The 26,614-nt window shown below is 67.6% G+C and carries 21 protein-coding genes; 8 read left to right on the forward strand and 13 right to left on the reverse strand.

Annotation, left to right across the window (positions count from 1 at the left end; translation table 11 throughout):
* Positions 1-154: 154 nt before the first annotated feature.
* From DMP23_RS22370 to DMP23_RS22390, 5 genes are all read right to left on the reverse strand, one after another.
* Positions 155-3,490 (reverse strand): phosphodiester glycosidase family protein, encoded by a 3,336-nt coding sequence (locus DMP23_RS22370; RefSeq protein ID WP_337822396.1) that lies wholly within the window; start codon positions 3,488-3,490, stop codon positions 155-157.
* Between the two features lie 124 nt (positions 3,491-3,614).
* Positions 3,615-4,340 (reverse strand): maleylpyruvate isomerase family mycothiol-dependent enzyme, encoded by a 726-nt coding sequence (locus DMP23_RS22375; protein WP_337822397.1) that lies wholly within the window; start codon positions 4,338-4,340, stop codon positions 3,615-3,617.
* A 134-nt stretch (positions 4,341-4,474) separates the two neighbouring features.
* The gene (gene ndk / locus DMP23_RS22380) at positions 4,475-4,885 is read right to left on the reverse strand and encodes a nucleoside-diphosphate kinase (protein WP_020660996.1); all 411 of its coding nucleotides are present in this window, start codon (positions 4,883-4,885) and stop codon (positions 4,475-4,477) included.
* 70 nt (positions 4,886-4,955) lie between these two features.
* Complete coding sequence (locus DMP23_RS22385) at positions 4,956-6,515, reverse strand: alkaline phosphatase D family protein (protein ID WP_337822398.1); 1,560 nt, start codon at positions 6,513-6,515, stop codon at positions 4,956-4,958.
* A gap of 97 nt (positions 6,516-6,612) precedes the next feature.
* Entirely contained in the window at positions 6,613-7,092 is a 480-nt protein-coding gene (locus tag DMP23_RS22390) for a GNAT family N-acetyltransferase (RefSeq protein WP_238605149.1), read from the reverse strand.
* A gap of 53 nt (positions 7,093-7,145) precedes the next feature.
* On the opposite strand from DMP23_RS22390, the gene DMP23_RS22395 reads away from it, so the two are divergent.
* Positions 7,146-7,526 (forward strand): VOC family protein, encoded by a 381-nt coding sequence (locus DMP23_RS22395; protein WP_337822399.1) that lies wholly within the window; start codon positions 7,146-7,148, stop codon positions 7,524-7,526.
* Between the two features lie 40 nt (positions 7,527-7,566).
* On the opposite strand, the gene DMP23_RS22400 is transcribed toward DMP23_RS22395, so the two are convergent.
* Positions 7,567-7,926 (reverse strand): DUF4233 domain-containing protein, encoded by a 360-nt coding sequence (locus DMP23_RS22400; RefSeq protein WP_051172901.1) that lies wholly within the window; start codon positions 7,924-7,926, stop codon positions 7,567-7,569.
* A 53-nt stretch (positions 7,927-7,979) separates the two neighbouring features.
* A complete protein-coding gene (gene folC / locus DMP23_RS22405) occupies positions 7,980-9,659 on the reverse strand; it encodes a bifunctional tetrahydrofolate synthase/dihydrofolate synthase (RefSeq protein WP_337822400.1) in 1,680 nt (559 codons plus the stop codon).
* A 168-nt stretch (positions 9,660-9,827) separates the two neighbouring features.
* Between folC and DMP23_RS22410 the strand changes: the two genes are divergently transcribed.
* Both DMP23_RS22410 and DMP23_RS22415 read left to right on the forward strand, forming a co-directional pair.
* The gene (locus DMP23_RS22410) at positions 9,828-10,460 is read left to right on the forward strand and encodes a class I SAM-dependent methyltransferase (protein WP_337822401.1); all 633 of its coding nucleotides are present in this window, start codon (positions 9,828-9,830) and stop codon (positions 10,458-10,460) included.
* Between the two features lie 93 nt (positions 10,461-10,553).
* Positions 10,554-11,429 (forward strand): SGNH/GDSL hydrolase family protein, encoded by an 876-nt coding sequence (locus DMP23_RS22415; RefSeq protein WP_336158563.1) that lies wholly within the window; start codon positions 10,554-10,556, stop codon positions 11,427-11,429.
* Between the two features lie 271 nt (positions 11,430-11,700).
* Here the strand turns inward: DMP23_RS22415 and DMP23_RS22420 are convergent, their stop codons facing one another.
* Entirely contained in the window at positions 11,701-14,328 is a 2,628-nt protein-coding gene (locus DMP23_RS22420; RefSeq protein ID WP_337822402.1) for a valine--tRNA ligase, read from the reverse strand.
* A 60-nt stretch (positions 14,329-14,388) separates the two neighbouring features.
* On the opposite strand from DMP23_RS22420, the gene DMP23_RS22425 reads away from it, so the two are divergent.
* From DMP23_RS22425 to DMP23_RS22440, 4 genes are all read left to right on the forward strand, one after another.
* Complete coding sequence (locus DMP23_RS22425) at positions 14,389-14,730, forward strand: hypothetical protein (protein ID WP_037364485.1); 342 nt, start codon at positions 14,389-14,391, stop codon at positions 14,728-14,730.
* Between the two features lie 109 nt (positions 14,731-14,839).
* On the forward strand, positions 14,840-15,286 hold the full coding sequence (locus DMP23_RS22430) for a MarR family winged helix-turn-helix transcriptional regulator (protein WP_037364487.1): 447 nt from the start codon (positions 14,840-14,842) through the stop codon (positions 15,284-15,286).
* A gap of 71 nt (positions 15,287-15,357) precedes the next feature.
* The gene (locus DMP23_RS22435) at positions 15,358-16,701 is read left to right on the forward strand and encodes an MFS transporter (RefSeq protein ID WP_337822403.1); all 1,344 of its coding nucleotides are present in this window, start codon (positions 15,358-15,360) and stop codon (positions 16,699-16,701) included.
* A gap of 46 nt (positions 16,702-16,747) precedes the next feature.
* The gene (locus DMP23_RS22440; RefSeq protein WP_337822404.1) at positions 16,748-19,060 is read left to right on the forward strand and encodes an FdhF/YdeP family oxidoreductase; all 2,313 of its coding nucleotides are present in this window, start codon (positions 16,748-16,750) and stop codon (positions 19,058-19,060) included.
* A gap of 321 nt (positions 19,061-19,381) precedes the next feature.
* Here DMP23_RS22440 and DMP23_RS22445 read toward each other — a convergent pair whose 3' ends face one another.
* From DMP23_RS22445 to DMP23_RS22455, 3 genes are read right to left on the reverse strand one after another with little or no spacing between them, the layout of a single operon-like run.
* The gene (locus DMP23_RS22445) at positions 19,382-20,809 is read right to left on the reverse strand and encodes an LCP family protein (protein ID WP_134663058.1); all 1,428 of its coding nucleotides are present in this window, start codon (positions 20,807-20,809) and stop codon (positions 19,382-19,384) included.
* Between the two features lie 56 nt (positions 20,810-20,865).
* Positions 20,866-21,609 (reverse strand): SDR family NAD(P)-dependent oxidoreductase, encoded by a 744-nt coding sequence (locus DMP23_RS22450; RefSeq protein WP_043837271.1) that lies wholly within the window; start codon positions 21,607-21,609, stop codon positions 20,866-20,868.
* Complete coding sequence (locus DMP23_RS22455; RefSeq protein ID WP_037813822.1) at positions 21,606-22,028, reverse strand: VOC family protein; 423 nt, start codon at positions 22,026-22,028, stop codon at positions 21,606-21,608. Before DMP23_RS22455 ends, DMP23_RS22450 begins: the two co-directional genes overlap by 4 nt.
* 72 nt (positions 22,029-22,100) lie before the next feature.
* On the opposite strand from DMP23_RS22455, the gene DMP23_RS22460 reads away from it, so the two are divergent.
* Positions 22,101-22,811: a GntR family transcriptional regulator gene (locus tag DMP23_RS22460; RefSeq protein WP_337822405.1), complete on the forward strand. Its 711-nt coding sequence runs from the start codon at positions 22,101-22,103 to the stop codon at positions 22,809-22,811.
* Here DMP23_RS22460 and DMP23_RS22465 read toward each other — a convergent pair.
* Positions 22,783-26,466: an N-6 DNA methylase gene (locus DMP23_RS22465; protein WP_337822406.1), complete on the reverse strand. Its 3,684-nt coding sequence runs from the start codon at positions 26,464-26,466 to the stop codon at positions 22,783-22,785. The genes DMP23_RS22460 and DMP23_RS22465 overlap by 29 nt on opposite strands.
* Complete coding sequence (locus DMP23_RS22470) at positions 26,463-26,609, reverse strand: hypothetical protein (RefSeq protein WP_337822407.1); 147 nt, start codon at positions 26,607-26,609, stop codon at positions 26,463-26,465. Before DMP23_RS22470 ends, DMP23_RS22465 begins: the two co-directional genes overlap by 4 nt.
* Positions 26,610-26,614 lie beyond the last annotated feature (5 nt).

Consider the following 26,614-nt stretch of genomic DNA (forward strand, 5'->3'; position numbering starts at 1 on the left):
ACGACAGTAGAGGGAGGCACCGACAATTCTCGACCGGTTTCCCCGCCGCGGGTACGGCATCCGGGTGGATCTCCGGCGGGGAACGGGGAAACGACGAGCCCGCGGCCCAGCGAAAAGGCGGGGCGGCCCGAAGACCGCCCCGCCCCTCAAAAACTCAGCGCACCGTCAACGACACCGACCGGGACACCCCGTTCACCGTCACCGAGATCTCCGCCGTTCCCGGACGCAGCCCGCGCACCGTCCCGGTGGCCGGGTCGAGCGACACCACATCCCACGGCGCCGGTGGCCAGCTGCCGATGTGCACGCCGCGACCGCCCCAAGCCGCGCTCACCGGGTACGCCACCGGAATCGACCGGCCCTCCTGCGTCACCGCGGCGGTCACCTTTCCGGTGCCGCCCCACGAAAGAGTGCCCGGCCCGGTCACCGTCAGCGCGTCGACGTTCGGGCGCGTTTCGAAGCGCACCGGCTGGCCGCGGTCCGAGGGGTCCACTCGCACCAGGGTCCAGCCGACGAAGCCGCCGTCGCCGGGGGCCGCGGCGGGGGTCTTGCCCGAGTTGCCGTTCACCAGATACGGCACGCCGTCCGTGCGCGACAGGCCGAACACTCCCGCGTGCGAAGCCAGCGAGGCGGCCGGTTTTCCGGACTTCTCCTCGAAACCGGTCAGCCACGTCTGCAGCAGCGCGGCCTCCTTCCGGTCGCCCAGCTGCGAATTGCCGGTCGGGCTCGGGTCCTTCACCGGGTGGTGCATCGCGACGACCACACCCCGCACGGAACGGTCCTTCGCCGCGTTGTCGAGCGCCTCGCGCAGCATGCGCACCTGGTCGAATCCGCCCGCGCGCAGCGAGCCGCGCGAGGAATCCATCAGGATCAGCCGCACGCCGTGGACGTCGACCACGCGGTGCGTTTCCCCGAACGCGTCCTGGAAGTTCTTCAGGCCGTTGCCGCCCTCGGCTTCGTGGTTGCCGGGCACGTAGTACCAGGGGACGCGGCCGTCCAATTCTTCGGTGATGATCTTGCGGGCCAAGACGAAGTCCGGCGCGGTGCCGCGGTCCACGAAGTCGCCGTTGATCAGCACGAGATCCGGTTTCGCGGCAACCGCCTCGCGCAGTGCCCGGCGTGCTTGGGCGACGAGCGGGCCGTCCGGAGCGTCAGCGGTGAACTGGGCGTCGCTGACGACCGCGATCTTCAGGCCGCCCTTGCCGAGGGTTCCGTTGGTGACCAGCGCCGGGTCCGGGACGGCCGGATCGTGCGGCACGGCCGTGGTCGGCGCGACCTCGAAGGTGAGGTCGTTGAACACCAGTCTGCCCTCGTACTGCTTGCCCGCCGCGGTTTCCACGGCATAGAACCGGGTGAGGCGCTGCCCGTCCGGCAATCCGGCGGGCACCGCGGCGGTCACGTACCGCCAGCCGGTCCAATTCACACTCAGCGCAAGGTCCACAATGGACGCGGTGTTGGCGCCGTCGCGGAGTTCCGCGCGGATCCAGGAGCCCTTGCCGTCGCCGTTGATCCACATGCCGATCTTCTGCGTGCCAGCCGGAACCGCGATCGGGTTGGCACCGTTGACATAAGCGGCGCGCGTGGCAGTCGTGCCAGTGAGCCGGTAGTCGAGTGCCAGGCCCTTGCCGCCGTTGCGACCTTCTGCCGACGAAAGCGCGGCGCCGACAACGGCCGGGTACACCGTGGCTGACCAGCCTTCCGGGCCAGCCAGCGGTGCGGCGACCTTGGCTTCGGTGCCCACCGACGCCGCCAGGTGCATGGTCTTCCCGCCCGCGTGCACGGTGATCGCGGTGGCCCCGGAAGCGGTCTTCGCGGTGACTGCGAAACCCTTGCCCGACGGCTCGATCTTCACCACGGCGGGGTCGTATTCGAGCTTCACGTCCGACGGTTCGATCCAGGTGCCGTAACCGTCCGCGTCGTAGCCGTAGACCTGGAACTCGCCGCGCGCCTCCGCACCCGAAAGCGCGACCTGCTTCGTGCTCGCGCCGAGGCGCACCGGCTTACCCAGCACGGTCAGCTTCGTGCGGCCGTTCACGAAGTTCTGGTGCGCGGTGACCGTCACGTCGGCTCGCGCGTCAGGGTGCAGGAAGTCGGGCTGCGCGGTGAAAACGTTCTTCGTGACAGTGCCGCGGAACGGGTTCGACGTGGTCCAGAACGGGCGCGACGCCACTGCGGCACCCGTCTCGTCGTGACCGTTCGGCACGAGCGCGCGGCTCAGGCCGGACAGCACGCGGGTCGAGTTGTCGCCCTCCTGCGCGGGGGCGGGCGAGAAGCCAGTCAGCCGTCCGCTCCCGGCCACCGTCGCGAAGCCGATGCCGTTGGGCACCAAGCGTTCCCCGCCGTCCGAAGGCGAGTTGCGCACCGACGGCGCAGCCTCTCCTTCGTTGCGCGCGAGCAGCGTCGAGGAGCCTCCGCCGTCGAGGTTGATCGCGTCGTCGGCACCGAGCCGCTTCAGCTGCCGGGCCATTTCCAGCTCCGTCATCCCACGGCTGTCGGCCTGGCGACCGTCGACCGTGACGAGCCACATCCGCTTGCCGTCAGCGGAAAAGCCGACGCCGGTACGCGGCGCGAGGGTGACGTCGTCAAGCTGCTGGAGCTGTCCGTCCTTCAGCAGAGTCTTGTTCCCGCCGACCGCGACCGCGATCTTGCCCGCGTCGGTCCGCGGCGCGTACGAAACGCCCACGCGATCACCGACGCGCAACGCCGACAACGCGTCCGCACCAGCTTCGCGACCGAGCAGCAGCGTGCTTCCCGCCGGAATCGGGCCGTCCGCGGGCTTCGGACGCACCTGCGTCACCACACCATCGCGGACCTCGACCTCGATGACCTTCTGCGCGCCGGCGACCGACGTCGCGCGCGCCGAAGCGCCCCAGAGCGGCGTGTAGACGCCGAGCGCGTCCTTGCCGAGCACCGGGCTGTTGAAGTTCGTGGCGGGGACAGTTCGGCCGTCCGGCAGCGTGACCGACGCTTCGAGGAAGATGTCGGCGAGCTTCGCGCGTCCCTCCGCGGTGATCGCCGCGGTGGTGTTGTGGCCGGACGCGGGCGCGTTGTGCAGCTCGCCGTTGTCGATGCCGACGCCTAGCGGCGCGCCGGAGGCGTTGATATCGAAGAAATCGCCGTTGACACCCGCGACCGCACCAGCGCGAGCGACCTGCTGAGACAGCGGGGTGCGCGCGGAAACGGTGCCCGGGCTGAGGTAAGTCGGCTTCAGGACCTTGCTGGTGAGGTCGACGCTCAGCGCGTCGCCGCGGATCCAGCCCTTCGGGTCGAAGCGGTCGAACTGGGTGAGGTTCAGACCAGGCGCCACCGCGTTGGTGGCGCTGCTGGTCTCGAGGCCGTCGTCGGCGGCGGGCGCCGCGGCGATCGCCGGGGCCTCCCGGGCCGAGGAGAAGGCGGAGGCGCTCTCGACCGGCGGCGGGCCGAGCGGAGCGGAGAGCGGGTCGGCATGCGCAGGCGTGGCCAGCGTCAGCACCAGCAGGGCGCTGAGCAGCACGGATCTTGATCTTTTCACCAGGTACCCCACGATCGCGAAAATGGCTCAGGTCAGCCAAATCCATCGGCGCGACCGCCGGAAGGCCCTGCGGTGAACGGGACCTGAATGGCGCAGGATTATCCGCTCAGGGGGTCATGCGCGCGGCGAGAAACTCCTTCGCGACGGCCTCGTCGCCGTCGATCTCCGGCTGCACGTCGGTGCGCTTCCACAGCGACACCAGCAAATCCTGCGCGGGCGCCGCGACCGTGGCCACCGCTTCGCCCTCGCCCAGCTCGGGCGGTTCGCCGGGCACGACGGTCCACGAATGCCCGGTGTCGGTGGTGCGCAACGTGATCGGCGCGGCCAGTGGAACCTCGTGCTTCCAGCGCGCGACGCGCGGCAGCATCGTGCCCAGCACCTCGAAGACGCCGTCCGCGGCGATCAGCGGATCAAGCCGGGTCGTTGCGCCGCGTGCGCCGAACAAGTCGACCAAATGCACGGCAGTTTCGTGCACCTGACGGCGGAACCAGAATGCCTTGGTCTTCTCCGCAGCGCCGAAAACCCAGCACGCGTCGGCGGGATCGGCCGCGTCGAGCGCGTCCAGCAGTTCGGCCGCGCTCTCGGCGTACCAGGGCACGAGGTCGCCGCTGGGCGTGACGTCGAATTCCTGCTTGCTCAGCTCTCCGGTGCGGACGATGCCGGCGGCCCACCGGTGCACGTTGCCCAGATGCGCGACAAGGTCGCGCTTGGTCCAGTCTCCGCAGTACGGAACCGGATTGTCCAGGTCGCCCTCGGCTTCCGCGGCGAAGGCCTCGGTGAGCGAGCGCAGGCGGGGCAGGTAATCGCGCGGAGGCAGCGGCAGGGCAGTCACCGGTGGAGGTTAACCGATGCGCCGAGTCCCCGGCAGCGGATTAAGCGGCAGGAAACACGAACGCCGGGCCGGGACCGCAGTCCCTGCCCGGCGTCCGCGAGGGTCAGTGCCGGTTCAATGCCGGTTCAGCCGGATCACAGGTCCGGGAACCACAGCTTCAGCTCGCGCTCGGCCGACTCCGGCGAGTCCGAACCGTGCACCAGGTTGTACTGGGTCTCCAGCGCGAAGTCGCCGCGCAGGGTGCCCGGGGTGGCCTTCTCGACCGGGTCGGTGCCGCCGGCGAGCTGGCGGAACGCGGCGATCGCGCGCGGGCCCTCGACGGCCAGCGCGACGAGCGGGCCGGACGTGATGAACTCCAGCAGGTCGCCGAAGAACGGGCGCTCCTTGTGCTCCGCGTAGTGCTCCTCGGCGACGGAGCGCTCGACGGTGCGCAGTTCCAGCGCGGCCAGCTTCAGGCCCTTGCGCTCGATGCGCGAAACGACCTCGCCGACGAGGCCGCGCGCGACGCCATCGGGCTTGACGAGGACCAGCGTGCGTTCAGTCACGACGGTATTTCTCCTTGTGCGGATTCGTGTTATTCGGCGCTGAGCCTATCCGACGCGCCTGCCGGGCCGGTCAGCGCCGCTGCGGCTGCAGCGTCTTGGACCACAGCGAGGCCCCGGTCGCGTCGCGCAGGTCGACCGTCAGCGCCCCGCTGGCACCGTCCACATTCACCTCGCCGAAGTGCTGGAACCCTTGCACCGGCGAGGAATTCTGCGTCTGCGGGGCGTGCACGAACACCGCTTCCGGGCCGAAGGTCGGGTCGAGTTTGTTCGGGCCGAAGGCGCCGGCGTTGAGCGGCCCGGAGACGAATTCCCAGAACGGGTCGAAGTCCTGGAACGCGGCGCGCTCGGGCGAATAATGGTGCGCGGCGGTGTAGTGCACGTCGGCGGTCAGCCACACGACATTGCGCACGCGGTGGCGCGAGATCTGGTTCAGCACCCAGGCCAGTTCAGTCTCGCGGCCGCCGGGCGCGCCGGGCAGGCCGTTGGCGACCGCCTCGATGTCCTTGCCGTCCGGCACGACGAGGCCGATCGGCATGTCCGCCTGGACGATCTTCCAGGTCGCGGTGCTGCGCCGGAGCCCGTCGGCCAGCCAGCGGGCCTGCGCGTCGCCGAGGATGTGGCCGGGTTTGGTCTGGTCCGAGGTGTTGGCGTCGCGGTAGGTGCGCATGTCGAGCACGAACACCTCGACCCGGCTGCCGTAGCGGAAGCTCCGGTAGACCCGGCCGTCGACGGCCTGGCGGCGGTCGATCGGATGCCATTCGTGGAACGCCTGGAACGCGCGCTGGGCAAGCACATCGGCGCGTTTTTCGGTGTATTCGGGGCGGTCGTTGAGGATTTCGCCCGGATACCAGTTGTTGACCACCTCGTGGTCATCCCACTGGACGTAGGCGGGCACCTCGGCGGCGAACCGGCGGAAATTGGCGTCGAGCCGGTTGTAGGCGTGCTGGCCGCGGTATTCGTCGAGGGTTTCGGCGACCTTCGACTTCTCCGGCGTCACGATGTTGTGCCAGGTGCCCCCGCCGCCGGGGAGCGTGACGGTTTCGGTGAGCGGGCCGTCTGCGTACACCGTGTCGCCGCTGTGCAGGAAGAGGTCCGGGCGGCGGTCGGCCATCGCGGAGAAGATCGTCATGCCGCCGAGTCCTGGGTTGATGCCGTAGTTCTGGCCGACGACGTCGCCGCTCCACAGGATCCGCGTGTTCGCGCGGCCGACCGGCGCGGTGGCGAACCGGCCGGCGACCGGCTCGCTCGCGCTGCGGCCGTCGAGGTCCACGGCGGTGACGCGGTAGTGGTATTCGGTGCCCGGGGCCAGTCCGGCGACGCGCACCTTCCCGGTGCCGCCGGTGGCGGGCGTGACGAACGGGCCGGGCACCCGGCGGGCGTGCCGGAACGACGGGTCGCGCGCGACCTCGACCATCAGCCGCGCCGGGCGGTCGGCCCGCGACCACACGATGCCGGAGCCGGTGGTGACGTCCCCGGACGCGACGCCGTGGGCGAGCACCGGACGGTCACGGCGGACGAGCGGGGCGGCCGACGCGGAGCCGGGCAGCAGCAGCCCGCCTGCCGCGGCGAGCGCGGGGACGGCGATCCCGGCTTTGAGCACGGAGCGCCGCGATGGGGTCGTTTCGGTCATGGCGGCCGTTCTATCCGGCGACCACGGCCAAGCGGCCAACTCGGGCTGACCGCCGGGTGAACGGCTCACCCGGCAGGAGGAAGCTCACAGCCGGTCGTCACGCTCGGTGTGCTTCCCGAACCATCTCGTGCTCGCACTCGCTCGGTCCGGACAGCGGACGCTCCACGAACCCGTGCCGTTCGTACAGCGCCATGGCGTGCTCGTTGCCGCCCGCGACGCGCAACGCCAGCTCGCCCGCCCCGCGCCCTTCGCTCCAGCGCACGACGGCCCGGACGAGCGCGTCCCCGACTCCCCTGCCGCGCGCCGGCGGGGCGACCCACATCGACAGCAGCTCGGCTTTGTCGCCGCGTTCGGAAAGGTGCCCGCTGACCATCCCGGCCGGAACGCCGTCGAGGTCGGCCAGGACGTTGAGCGACACGTCGCGCAGCCGGGCCCGCCAGCGCGGTTCGGCGTCGCCTTCGCCTTGCCAGTCCGCGAGTGTCGAGCTGAACGCCCCCGGGTCCTCGCGCAGCGCCGCCAGCCGGAGGTCGCGCCACTCCGCCCAGTTCTCCACGCTCAGCTCGCGCACCACGATCACACTTGCACCGTCGCCGTGGCGGCCCGGCCGTTACATCGGAATAGGGTGAAACCATGCGCATCGACCGGCTCGACCACCTCGTCCTCACCGTCGCCGACCTCGGTGCGACGGTCGATTTCTACACGCGCGTCCTCGGCATGACCGAGGTGACGTTCGGGGCCGGCCGCAGGGCGCTGACGTTCGGCGCCAGCAAGATCAACCTGCACGAGGCCGGGCACGAGTTCGAACCGAAGGCGGACCGGCCGACGCCGGGCAGCGCGGACCTTTGCCTGATCACGGCCGATTCGCTGGAACAGGTCGTCGAGGACCTCGCGACGCACGGGGTGCCGGTCGAGGAGGGCCCGGTCGACCGCACGGGCGCGACCGGGCCGATCCGCAGCGTGTACTTCCGCGACCCGGACCGGAACCTGATCGAGGTCAGCGTCTACCGCTGAGCCGCACCTCGCGGGAGCGCGGCGGCGGAGCGCGCGCGGCTCAAGCCTGCGGCTGCTGCTGGCTCGGCAACGTGCCCGCCGCCATCCGGCGCGCGACGTCGCGGCGCAGCCACAGGAACCACACGAACGCGGCCAGGAAGATGACGCCGATGATCGCGATCGCGGGCTGGGTGATCCCGATCCCGATGATCGCCAGCTGCAGCAGCAGGATCACCGGCACCGCCCAGACGTGCTTGAGCATCCCGCACAGCACGATCAGCACCACGGCCAGCGCGATGACCGTCCAGCCGGTGAAGCTCGTGATGCCGCCGCCGAGCTTGGCGACCACCGGCAGCGCGAGCGCGACGGTGATCGCTTCCATGATCAGCGTGCCCGCCATGACGCCGCGGAAGCCCTTCATCGGGTCCTTCGCGGGCGGCTTCACCGGCGGCTGGGGCGTTTCCGGGGTCTCGCTCACGCTGGCTCCTTCCCGAACAGCGTCCGCGCGTCGCCCGCGGTGACCACGGAGCCGGTCACCAGCACGCCGCTGCCCGCGAGCGGTTCCTCCGGGTCGTCGTTCTGCTCCACGAGGCCGATCGCGGTCTCGATCGCGGTCTCCAAGTCCGGTTCGGCGAGCACGCGGTCCTCGCCGAAGATCGACGCGGCCAGTTCCGCCAGGTCCTCGACCGGCAGCGACCGCGGCGACGAACTGCGCGTGACCACGACGTCGGAGACCACCGGCTCCAGCGCGTCCAGGATGCCGCGCGCGTCCTTGTCGGACAGCACGCCGACGACCGCGACGAGCCGGCGGAAGTTGAACTCGTCGGTGATCGTCGTGGCGAGCGCCCGCGCGCCCATCGGGTTGTGCGCCGCGTCGACCAGCACCGCCGGGGCGGCCCGCACGCGTTCGAGCCGGCCCGGGTTCTCGACCTCGGCGAACGCCTCGCGCACCGCCTCGATCACGAGCTGCTTGTCTTTGCCCGCCCCGAAAAACGCCTCGACCGCGGCCAGCGCGAGGGCCGCGTTCGCCGCCTGGTGCGCGCCGTGCAGCGGCAGGAAGATCTCGTCGTAGACGCCGCCGAGGCCCTGCAGCTTCAGCATTTGCCCGCCGACCGCGACCTCGCGTTCGAGCACGCCGAACTCGCTGCCCGCGCGCGCCACCGCGGCGTCGACCTCGACCGTGCGCTTCAGCAGGACGTTCAGCACCTCGGGGTCCTGCTCGCCGATCACCGCGACCGACCCGGGCTTGATGATCCCGGCCTTCTCCGCGGCCGCGTCGACCGCGGTCGGGCCGAGGTATTCGGTGTGGTCCAGCCCGATCGGCGTGATGACCGCGACCTGGGCGTCGGCGACGTTCGTCGCGTCCCACGCGCCGCCCATGCCCGCCTCGAGCACCGCGGCCTCGACCGGCGCGTCGGAGAACGCCGCGAACGCCATCCCGGTGAGCACCTCGAACTTGCTCATCGGCACGCCGTCCTCGCTCGCGCCGTCCACCATCGCCACGTACGGCGCGATGTCCTGGTACAGCTCGGCGTAGCGGGCGGCGGAGATCGGCCGTCCGTCGAGCGCGATCCGCTCGGTGACCAGCTGCAGGTGCGGGCTGGTGTAGCGGCCCGAACGCAGGCCCATCCGGGTCAGCAGCGAATCGACCATCCGCGCGACCGAGCCCTTGCCGTTCGTGCCCGCGACGTGCACCACCGGGTAGCCGTGGTTGGGCTCGCCGAGCAGCGTCATCAGCGCCTGGATCCGGGTGAGCGACGGTTCGAGCTTCGTTTCCGGCCAGCGCTGGTTCAGCTCGGCCTCGGCGGCCATCAGGTCGCGGCGGGCCTCCGGGCCGTTCTCGTCGCCGAACTCGGCGGGCGCGCCCTCGTCGTCGAGTTCGTGCAGCTCAGTGCCCTCTTCGACGGACAGGTCCGGGACCGGGCCGAGCGCCAGGTTGTCGCCGAGCTGGCCGATGCCGCCGATCCCGCCGCGCGCACCGCCGCCGACGGTGTAGGCCGCGTCCGGCGCGTCGAGGTCCGGCTCCAGCTCGTTCCCCGGGTCGTCCTCGTCGTCGCTGTGCGCGAGCGCGCCCAGTTCGTCGACCCCCGCGAAACTGTCCGGATCGGCGAGATCCGGCCGCCGGGTCTCCTCGGGCTCCTCACCGCGCGGCACTCGTGCACTCCTTGAAGTCGCTGTCCCGGCGCGGTCGCGCGACCGGGAAGACCAGGCGAAAGGTTCGGCCTGGCACACCGTCGAGCGTACCCGGGGCCGCCTCGCGCCCAGCGGCCCCGGGGCTTCGGCGTGATCGCGCCCGCAGGGATCCGTGGCAAGGTCGGGCGCATGCCCTTCGACCACAACCATCACTACCACCCGGCCCTGCTCCGCCTCCTGCCGCCGGGCCCCGGCCGCGCCCTGGACGTCGGCTGCGGCGACGGCCGGTTCGCCCGCAAGCTGGCCGCCGCCGGCATGACCGTCGAAGGCATCGACACGTCGGCGGAAATGATCACCCGCGCGACGTCCGCCGGTTCGCCAGGACCAGGCACCGCGGAGTACCGCCGCGCAGACGTGACAACCGACCCCCTGGAACCCGAGGCGTACGCGTACATCTCGTGCCTGGCCTCCCTGCACCACGTCCCGTTCGAAACCGTCGCGAGACTGCGCGACGCCCTCGCCCCCGGCGGCGTCCTCGCCGTCCTCGGCTGCGCCCGCCCGAGCCGCCCCGGCGACTACGCCCGCGAACTCGTCGCCGTCCCCGCGAACCTCGCGGCCAGGCTGATCGTCTTCGCCGGCGACCGTCTCAACGGCGGCCCGGACCCGGTCGCCAAGGCCCCGGTGCACATGGAATTCCCGCCCTTGACCGACGTCCGCCGCGACGCCGCCCGCCTGCTTCCCGGCAGCACGGTCCGCCCGCTGGTCTTCTGGCGGTACCTGCTGACCTGGCGGAAACCCGCAGATCACCCAGCAGCCGGGTGAAAAGCCGCCCTGACCACCCGATCGGCGGAGAGCGCTCGCGCCCCGCGTGCCGAAAGGTAAAGCGGGTCGACCGCTAGGGAGGACGGGTTCCGCATGCGCACCATCCGAATCGTGCTGGCCGCGATCGCGGCCATCGCACTGCTTCTGTCGACGGCAGCGGCCGCGAGCGCCGCGCCCCGGCACTACCGTCATTACGTCGCCTTGGGCGACTCGTACACGTCGGGCCCGCTCATCCCGCTGCCCAGGCTGGATCCGTTCGGCTGCTTCCGCTCGACGTCCAACTACCCGTCGATGGTCGCGGCCTCCCTGGACGTGGACCGCTTCACCGACGTCAGCTGCGGCGGCGCGAACACCTCGCACATGACCGCCCCGCAAAGCGTGCCGCTGGGCCAGAACGCCCCGCAGTTCTCCGCACTGCGCTCCGACACCGACCTGGTGACGGTCGGCATCGGCGGCAACGATTCGGGCCTGTTCGGCAAACTGGTGGACACCTGCCCGACCTTGCGCGCCTCGGACCCGACCGGAAACCCGTGCCAGAAGCACTTCACCGTCGACGGCGTGGACACGATCAAGGCGCTGCTCCCCAAGACGCAAGCAGCCATCCAGCAAGTACTGGCCGGAATCCACGCCCGCTCGCCGCACGCCAAGGTGCTGGCCATCGGCTACCCGCGCATCGCCCCCGCAGAAGGCTATTGCCCGAACGTCCTGCCCTTCGCGAACGGCGACTACGCCTGGCTCTCGAGCGTGGAAGAAGCCCTGAACGCAGCAGTGAGCAACGCAGTGGAAGCGGACGGCCAATCGTCCTATGTGGACACCTACACCCCGTCCTTCGGCCACGACGCCTGCAAAGGCCCAGGCGTAGCCTGGATCAACGGCAAAGACCTGAACCTGCTAGCCGCCGCCCCCTACCACCCGCTCTACGCAGGAATGGCAGGCGAAGCAAAGGTAATCCGCCAACAACTCCGCTAAAACGCCGTGAGGGTCCCCCTGAGGGAATCTGATTCCCTCAGGGAGCCCCTCACGGCCCTAAACCGCACCAGTGCACCCAACAAGCGAGGCACCCACACCACCCCCGCACCCCGATACGAAGCCCAAATGCGGACGGCGGGTGCTTGTCAAGGCATCTTTCCCGCCTTGACAAGCACCCGCCGTCCGTCATCACAATCAGCTTCGGGGTGCCCCACGCAACCAAGTGGGCGCAATGTCGCCGCCAGGCGACGAGCCGCCTAAGCCCCCGCCCCTAAGACGCAGGCAACGCAGCCAACCGAGCCTCAATCCGCCCAATATCGGCCACCGCAGTCTCCCGCCGCACCTTGATCTTCTCGATCACGTGCTCCGGCGCCTTGGCGATAAACGCCTCATTCCCCAACTTCCCCTCAGTCTGCGCCAATTCCTTCCGCGCAGCCCCGAGGTCCTTCTCCAACCGCTTCCGCTCAGCCGCAACATCAATAGTGCCGGAAGTATCCAACTCCACAGTCACCACGCCACCAGCGAGCGCGACCTCCAACGAAGCACTCACCGAAAACCCATCCTCAGGCTCAGTAAGCCGCACCAACGACCGAATCGCCCCAGAATGCCCCTCCGGAAACGCCTCCCCGGAAAGCCGAGCCGCAACCTTCTGCCCCGGCTTCAACCCCTGGTCAGCCCGGAACCGCCGAATCTCGGTGATCAGCTTCTGCACATCAGCGACCCGCGCATCAGCAACCGGATCCGCATACCCCTCAACCGCCGAAGGCCAAGCCGCGATCACCAACGACTCGCCACCCGTCAGGGCGGTCCACAGCTTCTCCGTGACAAACGGAACGAACGGGTGCAGCAACCGAAGCACAGTGTCCAGCACATGCCCCAGGACCTTCCGCGTAGCCTCGACCCGCGCGGAATCCCCTTGGTACAACTGAACCTTAGCCAGCTCCAGATACCAGTCACACAGCTCGTTCCACGTGAACTGGTACAGCGCATTGGCGACCTTGGCGAACTGGAAGTCCTCGAACAACCCGTCCACTTCGGACACCAGCGCCGCCAGCCGCCCGAGAATCCACCGATCCGACTCGGTCAGCTCAGCGGCGTCCGGCAACGACCCCTCGACCGTCGCCCCGTTCATCATCGCGAACTTGCTGGCATTCCACAGCTTCGTGCAGAAGTTCCGCGACCCGGCAGCCCACTCGTCGGCCAGCGCCATGTCCGCACCCGGGTTGGCCCCGCGCGCGAGCGTGAACCGGGTGGCGTCCGCCCCGTAGGCGTCCATCCACTCCAGCGGGTCGATGACGTTCCCGCGCGACTTCGACATCTTCTTGCCGTTGGCGTCGCGGATCAGCCCGTGCAGGTAGACGTGGTCGAACGGCTGCCGCCCGTCCATCTCCTGCACGCCGAACATCATCATCCGGACGACCCAGAAGAACAGGATGTCGTAGCCGGTCGACAGCACGCTGGTCGGATAGAACTTCGCCAGGTCCGCGGTCTCCTCCGGCCAGCCCATGGTCGACATCGGCCACAGCCCCGACGAGAACCACGTGTCGAGCACGTCCGGATCCTGCGTCCAGCCCTCGCCCGACGGCGGCTGCTCGTCCGGCCCCACGCACACGACCTCGCCGTCCGGCCCGTACCAGACCGGGATCCGGTGCCCCCACCACAGCTGGCGGGAAATCGTCCAGTCGTGCATGTTGTCGACCCAGTCGAAGTACCGCTTCTCGAGTTCGGCCGGGTGGATCTTCGTCCGCCCGTCGCGCACCGCGTCGCCCGCGGCCTGCGCCAGCTCGGCGACCTTGACCCACCACTGCAGCGACAGCCGCGGCTCCACGACCGTGTCGCAGCGGGAGCAGTGCCCGACCGCGTGCACGTACGGCCGCTTCTCCGCGACGATCCGGCCCTGCTCGCGCAGCGCGGCGACCACCGCGGGACGCGCCTCGAACCGGTCGAGGCCCTCGAACGGACCGGGCACGGTGACCTCGGCGCGCTCGTTCATGACGGTCAGCATCGGCAGGTCGTGGCGGCGGCCGATCTCGAAGTCGTTCGGGTCGTGCGCCGGGGTCACCTTGACCGCGCCGGTGCCGAACTCCGGGTCGACGTGCCGGTCGGCGACCACCGGGATCTTCCGGCCGGTCAGCGGCAGTTCGATCTCGGTGCCGACCAGGTGCGTGTACCGCTCGTCGTCCGGGTGGACGGCCACCGCGGTGTCGCCGAGCATCGTCTCCGCGCGGGTGGTGGCCACGACGATCGAGGCGTCGCCGTCGCCGTAGCGGATCGACACGAGTTCGCCGTCGTCGTCGCTGTGGTCGACCTCGATGTCCGACAGCGCCGTCTGGCAGCGCGGGCACCAGTTGATGATCCGCTCGGCGCGGTAGATGAGGCCGGCGTCGTAGAAGTTCTTGAACACCGTCTGGACGGCCTTGGACAGGTTCTCGTCCATGGTGAAGCGCTCGCGCGACCAGTCGACGCCGTCGCCGAGGCGCTTCATCTGGCCGAGGATCTTGCCGCCGTACTCGGCCTTCCACTCCCAGACGCGCTCGACGAACTTCTCGCGGCCCAGGTCGTGGCGCGAGAGGCCCTCGCCGGCCAGCTGGCGCTCGACGACGTTCTGCGTCGCGATGCCCGCGTGGTCCATGCCCGGCAGCCAGAGCACCTCGTAGCCCTGCATCCGGCGGCGGCGGCTCATCGCGTCCATCAGGGTGTGGTTGAGCGCGTGGCCCATGTGCAGGCTGCCGGTGACGTTCGGCGGCGGCAGTACGATCGAGAACGGCGGCTTCTCCGACGAAGCGTCAGCCGTGAAGTACCCGGCCGCTACCCAGCGGTCGTACATCGGGGCTTCCTCGGCGGCCGGGTCCCAGGCACCCGGAAGGTCGGTTTTCTGCTGCGGAGCGTTCTCGGTCACAATGGACAAGTCTACGAACCCGCCGCGGCGGGGTTACGCAGGGGGAAAGGCGGTGCGCCGATGACTCGGCCGGAGGATCCGGACGACCGGATGGAAACCCATCCGGACCTCATGGACCCGGAGTGGCGCAAGCACGCCCAGCGGGACGCGTGGCTCGGCGCCAAGAAGGACATGAAGAAGCGGCGCAAGCGCGAACGCCGCAACGCTCCGTCGCCTGTCTACGGCCGCGGCGGCGCGGCGCCCAGCCGCTGGCCCGGGATCGCGGCGATCGTCGGCCTGGTCCTGCTGCTCGCCGCGGCGGTCGTGGTGCACCAGGTTCAGCCGATCGGGGTCAACGACGAGAAGATCGGGTACATCGTCGGGCTCGGTTCCCCCGCCGAGACCAGCAGCCAGCCGCTCTAGCTCGAAGTCCGTGAAGGGCTCCTTCGGGGAATCAGATTCCCCGAAGGAGCCCTTCACGTCTTTCCGGCCGAGGATGCACAGCTTGGACTCAACAGGCTAGACTGTGCTTATGTCCGATGACCCGCCCGTCCCCCCGCGCGTCGCCGAGTCCGCGGGCTGGATCCGCGGCGTCGTCGGCCAGCTGCACCGCAGGCTGCGGCAGGTCGACAACGCCGAGATCCTCACGCCGACGCAGACCGCCGTGCTCAACCGGCTGCACCGCGAAGGTCCGGGTACCCAGGCCGAACTGGCGGCCGCGGAGCACGTCCGGCAGCAGTCCATGGCCGCGACGCTCGGCGTGCTCGACTCGCTCGGCTACCTGAACCGCACGCGCGACCCGGCCGACGGGAGGCGCGTCGTGATCTCGCTCTCCGATCTCGGCGCCAAGACCGTCATCGGCATCCGGCAGCACCGCGACGAATGGCTCGCCGCCGCGCTGACCGACGAATTGACCGAGGACGAACTCGAAACGGTCCGGCGCGCGCTGCCCTTGCTGCAGCGGATCGCCCAGCGCTGACCCCCTGAACCCGAGGAGCACTGACGAACACCGCGACCGCCCCCGCGAAATCCCGTTTCGGCGCGCGCCTGGTGACCCCGCTGGTCGCGAGCGCCGTGCTCAATCCGATCAACTCCACGCTCATCGCCGTCGCGCTCGTCCCGATCGGACAGGCCTTCGGCGCCGGCCCGGGCCGCACGGCCTGGCTGATTTCGTCGTTGTACCTGGCCACCGCGGTCGGGCAGCCGGTCGTCGGACTGCTGGTCGACCGCTACGGCGCGCGGCGCGTGCTGCTCGGCGGCGCGTCCGTCGTGATGGTGGCCGGGATCGCCGGGATGATCCCGATCTCGGTCGAATGGCTCACCGGCGTCCGTGCGGTGCTCGGCATCGGCACCTGCGCCGGGTTCCCGGCCGCGATGGCGGTCCTGCGCCGGCGCGCCGACGAAATCGGCGAAGGCGTTCCGGCGCGGGTGTTGTCCGTGCTGGCGATGTCCGCGCAGACGGTCATGGTGATCGGCCCGACGCTCGGCGGCGTGCTGATCGCGCTCTTCGGCTGGCCGGCGATCTTCGCGGTGAACCTGCCGCTCGCCGGGATTTCCCTCGTGCTGACCCTGTTGTGGGTGCCCAAGGACACTCCGGCGGAGAAGCCGGCCGAGCGGATCGACGTCGCCGGGATCGCGCTGTTTTCCGCCGCGCTGCTGGTGTTGCTGTGCTACCTGATGGAGCCGGGCATCGGCGATCTGTGGCTGCTGGCCGTGGCGATCGTGCTCGGCGGGCTCTTCGCGAGGGTCGAACTGCGCGCCCGGAAGCCGTTCATCGACCTGCGGATGCTGGCCGCGAACGGCCCGGTCCTGCGCACGTATTTGCGGCAGGCACTGAGTTTCCTGGCGATCTACACCATCATGTTCGGCTACGTGCAGTGGCTCGAGGAGGCGCGCGGGTTCGCCGAGTCCGCTGCCGGGCTGCTGCTCCTGCCGATGTCCGGGGTCGCCGTGGGCGCGGCCGCGCTGTCCGGGAAGCCCACCGGCGTCCGGCTGCGGCTGCTGCTGGTCGGCGCCGCGCTCTTGGCCGGATCCGTCGCGCTGCTGTTCGTGAACGACGGCACCGCGCTGATCTGGCTGCTCGTGCTCGCCGCGTTGTTCGGCCTGGCCCAGGGGCTCACCAGCGTCGCCAACCAGACGACGCTCTACCGCGAAACCCCGGCCGAGACGATGGGCACCGCGAGCGGGCTCTTCCGGACCGCGCAATACCTCGGCGCGATAGTCGCGGCCACGGTCATCGCCCAGTGCTATGGCGGGCACGCCGACTCCGGCGGGCTGCACCGGCTGGCCGTCGTGCTGATCGTGACCAGCGGGTTGCTGCTGATCGTGACCGCGGCGGACCGCGCGCTGCTGCGGGCCGAACGCCGCGAACGGGACCGGCGGGAGGCGGTGTGACCACCCCCATCTTGGGTTCCGCGCCGCGAAGGCGGACGATGTGCCCATGACTCGCGAAGCTCCGACTGGTGACGTGGACGAAGCCCGCCTCGAAGTGGGCAAGCCGAAAGGCTGGGCGGCCGGAATCCCGGGAGTCGCGGTCTCGCTCGCGCGCGGGGTGGAGCAGATGGGCCCGGTCCGCACCGCGCGCACGCTGCGGCTGCTGAACCAGCGGGACGGCTTCGACTGCCCGGGCTGCGCGTGGCCCGAGCCGCGGCAGGTCGACGGCGAGAAGCGCAAGATGGCGGAGTTCTGCGAAAACGGCGCGAAGGCGGTCGCCGAGGAGGCGACGAAACGCCGGGTCGGCCGGGAGTTCTTCGCCGCGCATCCGGTGTCCGAACTGAACGAGCGCACCGACTACTGGCTCGGGCAGCAGGGCCGGCTCACCGAGCCGATGGTGTTGCGTGAAGGCGCTTCGCACTACGAGCCGATCTCCTGGGACGACGCGTTCGGCCTGATCGCCGACGAGCTGCGCGGCCTGTCGAGCCCGGACGAGGCGATCTTCTACACGTCCGGCCGCACCAGCAACGAGGCCGCGTTCGTGTACCAGCTGCTGGTCCGCGCGTACGGCACGAACAACCTGCCGGACTGCTCGAACATGTGCCACGAATCGTCCGGCGCGGCGCTGTCGGCGACCACCGGAATCGGCAAGGGTTCGGTGTCGCTGGCCGACATCCACCAGGCCGACCTGATCGTGGTCGTGGGGCAGAACCCGGGCACGAACCACCCGCGGATGCTGTCCGCGCTGGAGCAGGCGAAGGGGCACGGCGCGAAGGTCATCGCGGTCAACCCGCTGCCCGAAGCCGGGCTGATGCGGTTCAAGAACCCGCAGAACGTGCGCGGCGTGGTCGGCAAGGGCACGCCGCTGGCCGACGAGTTCGCGCAGATCCGGCTCGGCGGCGACCTCGCGCTGTTCCAGGCGGTCGGGCATCTGCTGCTGCAGTGGGAGGACGCCGCGCCCGGGTCCATTGTGGACCGTGAGTTCGTCGAGAAGTCCACGCACGGCTTCGAGGACTGGGCCAAGCAGCTGCGCGAGATCGACTGGCCGGAGACCGAGAAGGCGACCGGCCTCGAACGCGCGCAGATCGAGCACATCGCGCGGATGATCGCGACGTCCGAGCGCACGATCTACTGCTGGGCGATGGGATTGACCCAGCACAAGCACGCGGTGCCGACGATCGCCGAGGTCGTGAACTTGGCGCTGGTGCGCGGGATGATCGGCAAGCCGGGCGCGGGGTTGTGCCCGGTCCGCGGCCACTCGAACGTGCAAGGCGACCGCACCATGGGCGTGTGGGAGAAGATGCCCGAGCCGTTCATGGACGCCCTCGACCGCGAGTTCGGCATCACCGTGCCGCGCAACCATGGCTGGGACACCGTCGATTCGATCCGCGCGATGCTCGACGGCCGCGGCAAGGTGTTCTTCGCGATGGGCGGCAACTTCGCTTCCGCCACCCCGGATTCGGACCGGACCGCGGAGGCGCTGCGGGCGTGCTCGCTGACCGTGCACGTGTCGACGAAGCTCAACCGCTCGCACGTCGTGCCCGGCCGCAGCGCGCTGATCCTGCCGACGCTCGGCCGCACCGAACGCGACGAGCAGGAATCCGGCCGCCAGTTCGTGACGGTCGAGGACTCGATGTCGCAGGTCCACGCCTCGCGCGGCCGCCTGGCTCCGGCGAGCGACGACCTGCTGTCCGAGGTCGCCATCGTGTGCCGCCTGGCGGAGAAGCTGCTCGGCGCCGACCACTCAGTGCCGTGGCGGTCGTTCGAGAAGAACTACGACCTGATCCGCGACCGTATCGCCGCGGTGGTGCCGGGCTGCCACGACTACAACCGCCGCGTCCGCGAACCGGACGGTTTCGTGTTGCCGCACGCGCCGCGCGACTCGCGGGAGTTCACTGGCACGGCGACCGGCAAGGGCACGTTCACCGTGTCGGAGCTGGAGTATCCCGAGGTTCCCGAGGGCCGGTTGCTGCTGCAGACGCTGCGCAGCCACGACCAGTACAACACGACGATTTACGGCCTGTCCGACCGCTACCGCGGCATCGAGGACGGCCGACGGGTCGTGTTCGTGCACCCGGACGACCTGGCCGCGCTGGGGGTCGCGGACGGGGAGATCGTGGATCTGGTCTCGGAATGGCGAGACGGGGATCGGCGGGCGCCCAGCTTCCGAGCGGTGGCTTACCCGACAGCGCGGGGGTGCGCGGCGGCGTACTTCCCGGAGGCGAATGCGTTGGTGCCGCTGGATTCTGTGGCGGAGAAGTCGAATACGCCGGTGTCGAAGGCCGTGGTGATTCGGCTGGAGCCGCACCACCACGCGTGACCTGCTCGTGAGCGGCGATCCCGGTCAGCACCGCGATCGCCGCTCACGACGCGCCCCCCTTCCGCGCGGTCGCGGATCCGACGGATCACCGGTGTGCAGCGGCGGGCTTCCCGAGGCGAATGCGTTGCTGCCGCTCGATTCCGTGATGGAAAGCCTGGCCTCGAAGGCCGTGGCGATCCGGCTGGAACCGCACCACCACGCGCGACCTCTGCCGACGCGACCGTCGGTGCCTCCCCGAAGCGAGCGCGGTAGCACCACCCTGACTCCACGATCTCGTGCGTGGCGATGCCGGTTCTAATCGGCATCGCCACGCACGAGGCGTCAGTCGATGCAGTTGTCACCGTCTGACGTGACGGGCGGCGGCTGGTCGCTTTTCACCGGCACACCAGCCGCGGATCCGCCGTCCGACACCCCCGGTCCTGAGTAGACCTTCCCGAGCACCACCTGGATGTGCCCTGCCGGAACGTCCGCTGATTCCTTTGTGGACAGTCCGCCCAGCTCCTTCGCCACTTCCGCGCCCTCGGCGGCGAGCGCGGCCGGGTAGCGCACGATCGACGTCCGCTGCGACGGGGCGTTGCCCGCGGCGGTCGCGGCGAATCCCTTGCCCTTCAGCACATCCGCGACGCGCGCGGCCAGGCCGGAGGATCCGCCGGCGTTGGAGATCTCCACCGCTGCCTTCGGTGCGGCGGGCGGCGCGGACGACGACGGGGCGGCACCGACCAGCCCAGCCGCAAACGCTTTCACCTGCGCCGGGTCCACCTGCACCGCGGTCGCCGTGGGATGGGACTTGTCGTAGCGGTAGTCCGGGTTGACCACCGGGACCGTCGTGAACTGGATGCCGCCGCCGGACACCCCGCGCATTTTGCTGACGAAGTCCAAAATGTCCCAGGACTGGTCCAGCACCACCGAGTTCTTCACCGCGTCGATGAGGTCGCTCAGCTTGCCCGGGTCGGCGAGCGTCCCGGCCGAGAGCACCTGGTGCGCCATCGCGGCGAGGAACACCTGCTGCCGCCGCATCCGGCCGAAGTCGGTGCCGGGCAGGTTGTCGCGCTGCCGCACGAAGGCGAGCGCGGCGCCGCCGGAAAGCCGCTGTTTGCCCGCCGGGAAGTCCGCGCCCGAGTTCTCGTCCTTGGTGGCGTGCTTCAAGCACACCTCGACCCCGCCGACGGCCTTGCTGATCTCGGAAAAGCTCAGCAGGTTGACCTCGGCGTAGTGGTCGATGGTGACGCCGGTGAGGTCCTCGACCGCCTGCCGCGTCGCCTTGCGCGCCGCGGTCATCGACTCCTGCTCGATCTTGTCCTTGTCCGTCTCGCCCGCCGCGCGCAGTTTCGCGGCCTCGGCGGCCTTGCCCCGGCCGAACGCGGCGTTGATCTTGCCCTTCCCGCCGGGCATCGAGACGTACGAGTCGCGCGGGATGGAGAACGCCTTGACCTCCTGCTGCCCGTCCGGGATCCGCAGCACGATCAACGTGTCGGTGAGGTCGTCGCCGTTCGCGCCGGCGCGCAGTTCTTCCAGCACGCTCTTCGGCAGCATCTGCCCGTCCGGGCCTTTGCGCGAGTCCCGGCCGACCATCAGGATGTCCAGCGCGCCGTCGGCGTGCTTCTGCCCCTCGTCCACCGATCCGCCGCCGCCGATGACGTCGCTGCGGGTGATGTCGTCGAGCGCGCTCAGGGTCGAGAACCCGTAAGCCGTGCCGGCGAACACCACCGTCGACAGCGCCCCGGCGATAACTTTTCCTGCGATCCGCACGCCCCTCTGGACGTCTGGCCGCCCCGAAATGCTGCATTCGTGACGCAGCTCACAACTCAGCGCAGGTGCGACGCTCCGTTCATGTCGAGGATCGAACCGGACGCCCACGGCGTCTCCGACGAGGCCAGGAACACCACCGCTTCGGCGATCTCCTCCGGTTCGGCGACCCGGCCGAACGGGCTCTGCTCGCGTACCTCGTCGGTGACCCGGTCCGCGACGCGCTCGGTCGCGGTGAAGCCCGGAGCCACCGAGGTGACCGAAATCCCGTGCGGCGCCAGCTGGACCGCCAGCGACTGGCCGAACGCATGCAGCGCGGCTTTGCTCGCCCCGTACGGCAGGTATTCGGGCTCGCCGCGGAACGCCCCGCGCGATCCGATGTTCACGATCCGGCCGGGCACGCCACGGGCGATGAGGTGGCGTGCGACGTGGAACGACACGTTGGCCGCGCCGTAGAGGTTGACGTCGAGCGTGCGCTGCCACGCGTCCTGCCAGTCCGCGTAGGACATTTCAGCGATCGGCGTGCGAGTGGCCGGAGTGGTGCCGACCGCGGCGTTGTTGACCAGCACGTCGACCCCGCCGAGCTGTTCCTCGGCCACGTCGGCGATCCACTGCGCGGCATCGGGGTTGCCGAGGTCGCCGGACACGAGGACGTGCCCGGAACCGGGCAGCGCCTCGAGCGTTTCGCGCGCGGCCTCCCGGTTGGATCCACAGTGGACAGCGACCCGGTCGCCCCGGGTGGCGAAGGCGACGGCGATGGCGCGGCCGATCCCGCGCGAGGCTCCGGTGACGAGGACGTTCATTTCGCGAACAACTGCGTCTCGTCGCGGAAAGCCTTGAACTCCAGCGCGTTCCCGGCCGGATCGTGCAGGAACATCGTCCACTGCTCCCCCGGTTCCCCGGCGAACCGCTGGTACGGCTCGATCACGAACTCGGTGCCCGCCGCGCGCAGCCGTCCGGCCAGGTCGTGGAACGTGTCGACGTCGAGCACCAGCCCGAAGTGCGGCACCGGCACGTCGTGCCCGTCGACCGGATTGCGGCCCGCTTCCGCGCGAGCGCCCGGGACCACGTGCGTGACGACCTGGTGGCCGTGGAAGTTCCAGTCGACCCACGCGTCCGCCGAGCGGCCCTCGGCCAGCCCGAGCACGCCGCCGTAGAACTCGCGGGCTTTCGGCAGATCGTCGACCGGTATGGCCAGGTGGAAGGCGGGACGGACGGCCATGAGGCACTCCTTCGGCGCGGGGATCGGTCTCTCCACGTTGACTGGCGGATGTTCGAATGTCAACATTAGGACGTGGAAGTCACCCCCCTGAGGAAGGCGGCGCGCCGCGGGCTCGCCGACGAGGCTGCCGACCGGGTGCGCGAAGCGATCTTCGTCGGCCATTTCCGGCCTGGCGCGCCGTTGCGCGAGGTCGAACTGGCCGCGTCGCTGGACATCAGCCGCGGTTCAGTCCGCGAGGGCATCTCCCAGCTCGCCCGGGAGGGCCTGGTCCGGTGCGGCTGGCATCGCCCGACCACGGTGGTCGACGTGACCGCCGAGGACGTCACCGAGGTCTATTCGGTCCGCGCCGCGCTCGACCGGCTGGCCGCCGTCACCGCGCGCGCCAACGCGACCGAGACGGATCTCGCCGCCTTGGACGCGCTGGTCGCCGATCTGGCGAAGGCGGTGCGGATCAAGGCCCCCGGACCGCAGTTGCTGGCTCTGGACATCGCGTTCCACGACCGCGTGTACGCCGCCGCGGGCAACGGCCGCCTCACCGAGGCGTGGCACGCGGTGCGATCGCAGGTGTTTCTCTTTCAGCTGCAACGGGTTTCGCTCGGCCATGAGCATTACCGGGCCCGGGTGGTCGCCGAGCATCGCGAACTGGCGGAACTGATTCGCAGCGGCGACCGGGAGCGGTTGGCCCAAGTGGCCGAGCACCACGTCGAGTCCGCGCGAGAAAGCCTGCTCGACAGCATTCGACCAGGCGAAGCGACTACCGGTAAACGACCTTCTTCACGATAGCATCTATCTCACCGGAAATCCCCGAAAGGCTTAGGGCATCCCGGACCTTACGTCGTTTTACCTGAAATGATCCATGCGCAACGTCAACCTCAGAAGCAACATTTTGTGCGCGTAACGCCAAATCCACCAGGTCAAGATGCAAAGGATTCTTTGGATCAAACCTCGGTATTGGAACATTGAATACATGCTTGTCGAAGTCTCGCGGGTTGTGTTCGCCGCGCCCTTGCAGCGGTTTAATCAACCGGAGAAGCTCTTCCGAATTTAGAATGGAGACGAGAAATCGCGCCTCGTCAAGGTCATCGAAATCGGCCCAAAACAACTTGTGATCTATCACCGCTTCAGGATCTACTATCATCGCGGCAGCCATATACATTCCACTCTTCGTGTAAACGACGCGGATATTTCGCCCGGAAAACTGCCGACTCAAGCCACGATGGTAGTCAACACGATCCAGGAGGCTAAGATTATCATTCGCCCGGTTCTCCATCCACAGTTTATTGGCCGCCCTCCACCATCTCGCCAAACCAGGATAGAGATCAACATCTTCGGCAGTTGCCCCCAGAAGGCGACTCCCATCCCAAGGAACAATCGCGTCCACAGGCTTAAGTGATCGATAAGGAAGAATGAACTCACCAGTGTATAGCGGCCGAATAAACTGACTCTCTATAGTCTCTTCAATGCCAGGCAAGTGCTTCCATGGTCGTTTTTCAAACGAGCTCCTTCTGCTCTTCACACGACACCTGCCCGCCCCTGAACCAAGCGGTCCATCGTCCTTTTTGTCAACCATGAAGAGAAGACGGGGGACGACTGTTGCACCCTCTCTAAAACTGCTCTTATACGGAGAAGGAGTCGATTGTCCGATCTTTTCCGACCGAATCCTAGTGACGTGATCGCGCGCCGCCTCCGCCGAGCTCGCCTGCGTATCGAATCGACCAGACCACGCTTCTGCTTCAACTGGCATCCTGCGAGCTGGACTTATTTCACCCACGCGCCGACCAAGTACGACCCCAACAGACTGCGGGAAAAAGGCAGGTTTTATCTGGGATAGATCCCACGGCCGGTCAAATGCTACCCGAACATCCGCAGCGGCCGTCGAGAAGTCGGCACTCCGAAAAGACTTGTACTGACCGCGAGACAAGACACTTAGCGGCATTACATAACCGAATAGCCCGCCAGTTCTCAAATACAATTCAATACATCGCGCAGTAAACAATGCGGATAGGTCTTGATTACTCGCCAATCCTCCTCCATGCCATAAACCTCGCTGGTCCGCCATGGCGCGGAAAGATCGCTTCTGCTCAACCGTCATATACCGATACGCCAGCCACGGCGGGTTTCCCACCAGCACATCAACCCGATTCTCCTTTCTATTCATCCATATCGGACGAGCGAGGTTTCTAATATAATAACCCCAGATATGGTTTCTTCCTTGATCGTGAAGGCTGCACATCACAGAGAAGGTTTCACGCAAAATATTTCGATGCTCTTCACTCTTAATGGAGAACCTCTTCAACAAGCCTTTCAGACTAGGGACCGCACTGTTCCTTTTTCTATCGGTAGCAAGTCGCGCAAGTTCAGCTACCAGCCTGTCAAAGCTGTCCGCATCTGCCACTATCTCATCAGGGAAGTCCAATTTCGACGCCGCCTCATAATTGGACATTAACGACGAGTCGGTGACAAAATCGGCATGATCGAGGTCTGTGGGTATACTTAGACCTCGATGCGTGAACAAGCTGGCTTCATCACCCCACCGAATGGAGTCCCCTAAATATACGGGAACAGAGAATGCCGGACGCTCACGCTGTCGAAGCCGGTCCGCCCCTATCGCAAGCAAGTAGGTTACCCGAGCCAAAGTAACCGCGACCGGGTGAACATCGAACCCCATTATATTTGCAACCGATATCTTTATTGCTTCAGCGTTTGTTGCGCCGGATTCCACGGCAGCCGCAATACAACGGCGCACCGCGTGAAACAAAAATGTCCCACTACCGCAGCTAGCGTCAAGAACCTTCTCGCTAAGAGGATCAGAAACTCGGTCGCAAATAACTTCCTCCGCCAACCAGTCCGGAGTGTAATATTCACCTAATCTATGCCTGACATCTTGCGGAATTATCGACTCGTATAATACCTTTAGAATGTCATGTCGCACTTCTGACCAATTAAACCTACCCAACTTTCGAACTAGCCTATTAACAAAGAGATCGCCTCCGGGCACCTCCGCAATCCAATCAAAGAAGTCCGCCTCAACAACGCCGCCGATCTGTGCTTCTTCAAAGAATTTTCCAGATAGAACATCGGCTGCAGACGTGCCTAAATTTCCCGGAGTAAACCCCAGCACGGCATGCCCGATAATCTCGGCCATAACGACCAGAAGTGTATGGTCGACAAAAAGTTCGTCATTATCACGAAAATTCTCGCCAGACGCAGTTGTCAGAAGTTTTGCCCACATCGATCGCTTGAGAACCACCCCTGGCGATTTCCGGTGCTTCTGATAGAGTTCGCGCAGTTGAACAATGTCACTTAAATACGAAGGACTGGTAGCGCCCAATTTATCTGCTATTTCTCGAGGAGATGGTGTCGCATGCGAATCCGATGCGAGCACACCCTCGAGCCAACTACGCAGCCTTCCTGGCACGATGGTTCCTGTCGCGGTCATAGTAAGGCTGGCAGACGACACTTCACGGAGTCCGTCCATTAGCCTCTGGTAGAGACGCCATCGCTTCCCGTCAGTGACGACCCCGACAAAGCGCTCGCGTGAGGACCTGTCAAGTGCGACGAGGTGCCTGGAAAGATGCCATTCAGCTCCTCGAGAATCACTCGGATGGTCCAGATTTCGGCAGACGCAGATCGTGGTCGAGCAGCGTGGAATATCAATTCTTCCTACATTTGCCCCCTTTAACGGATGCGACAGAATATCGGACGAATGCAATCCAATATCGAGATTTACCAGCACATCGGCTACTAAGTCGAGTCTTTCAGACAACGGCGCGCTGGCAGTTGCCGAAAGTAACTTGCGAACTTGATCTTCTCCGCTTCTTTTTACCTCGGCTTTCAGATTCGATAGCATCGGCCATTCGTCAAGAACAGCCGAAACAGGAGCGGCGAAAACACTGCCGCCTGCCGCAAGATCCGGATCCGCGGAGTCTTCAGGGCTCCAGCGGACAATCCCCACCGCGTGGTGATTCGGACCAACCAGGACGGGCGCACCGCTAAGCCCGTGGAGCGACAAGCGGGCTACCGCATCAGTGCAGGAGAGCTGTATTGCGCGAGCTCCGGTGTCCGTCAACAGACTGGATAACCAGGTAACGACTCCGGACGCAGCATATGTGAATACTCCATCGATCTCATCCGGTGCCCCTGGAGCGACGAACCGGACCCCCTCCTCGACATCCGAGCTCAACGCCACCGGTTCAATGTTTTCAGGAAGACCACCAACCAAGCGCAACAATGCGAGATCGTTGATGAGGTTAACGTCTTTCAATACGGCGCGGTTTTCACCTTGCTCCCATCGGCAAGTGATTCGGCCCGGGTTGCGTTTCCCATTCCGCCTGTTCCCTATGCAGTGGAATGCGGTTAGCGCAAAATTTTCGTTTACCGCGAATACGGTTCCCCTGTCAGCCCCAGCGCACGTTATTCGACCTATTGCGAGGCTCAATTTTTTTCCACATTGCCGACGAGGGTTATTTTCGCCGAGAAGGTTCCGCCAGCAGACGCCTTGGCAATCAGTACACCTGTTTCAGCCCGGACGCTGATGTTGAACCCTATCTCGATCTTCTCGACTTCCCAACCTGAATCCACGGATC

It is taken from the genome of Amycolatopsis sp. A1MSW2902 (genome assembly GCF_017312175.1).
Taxonomy (GTDB): domain Bacteria; phylum Actinomycetota; class Actinomycetes; order Mycobacteriales; family Pseudonocardiaceae; genus Amycolatopsis; species Amycolatopsis nivea.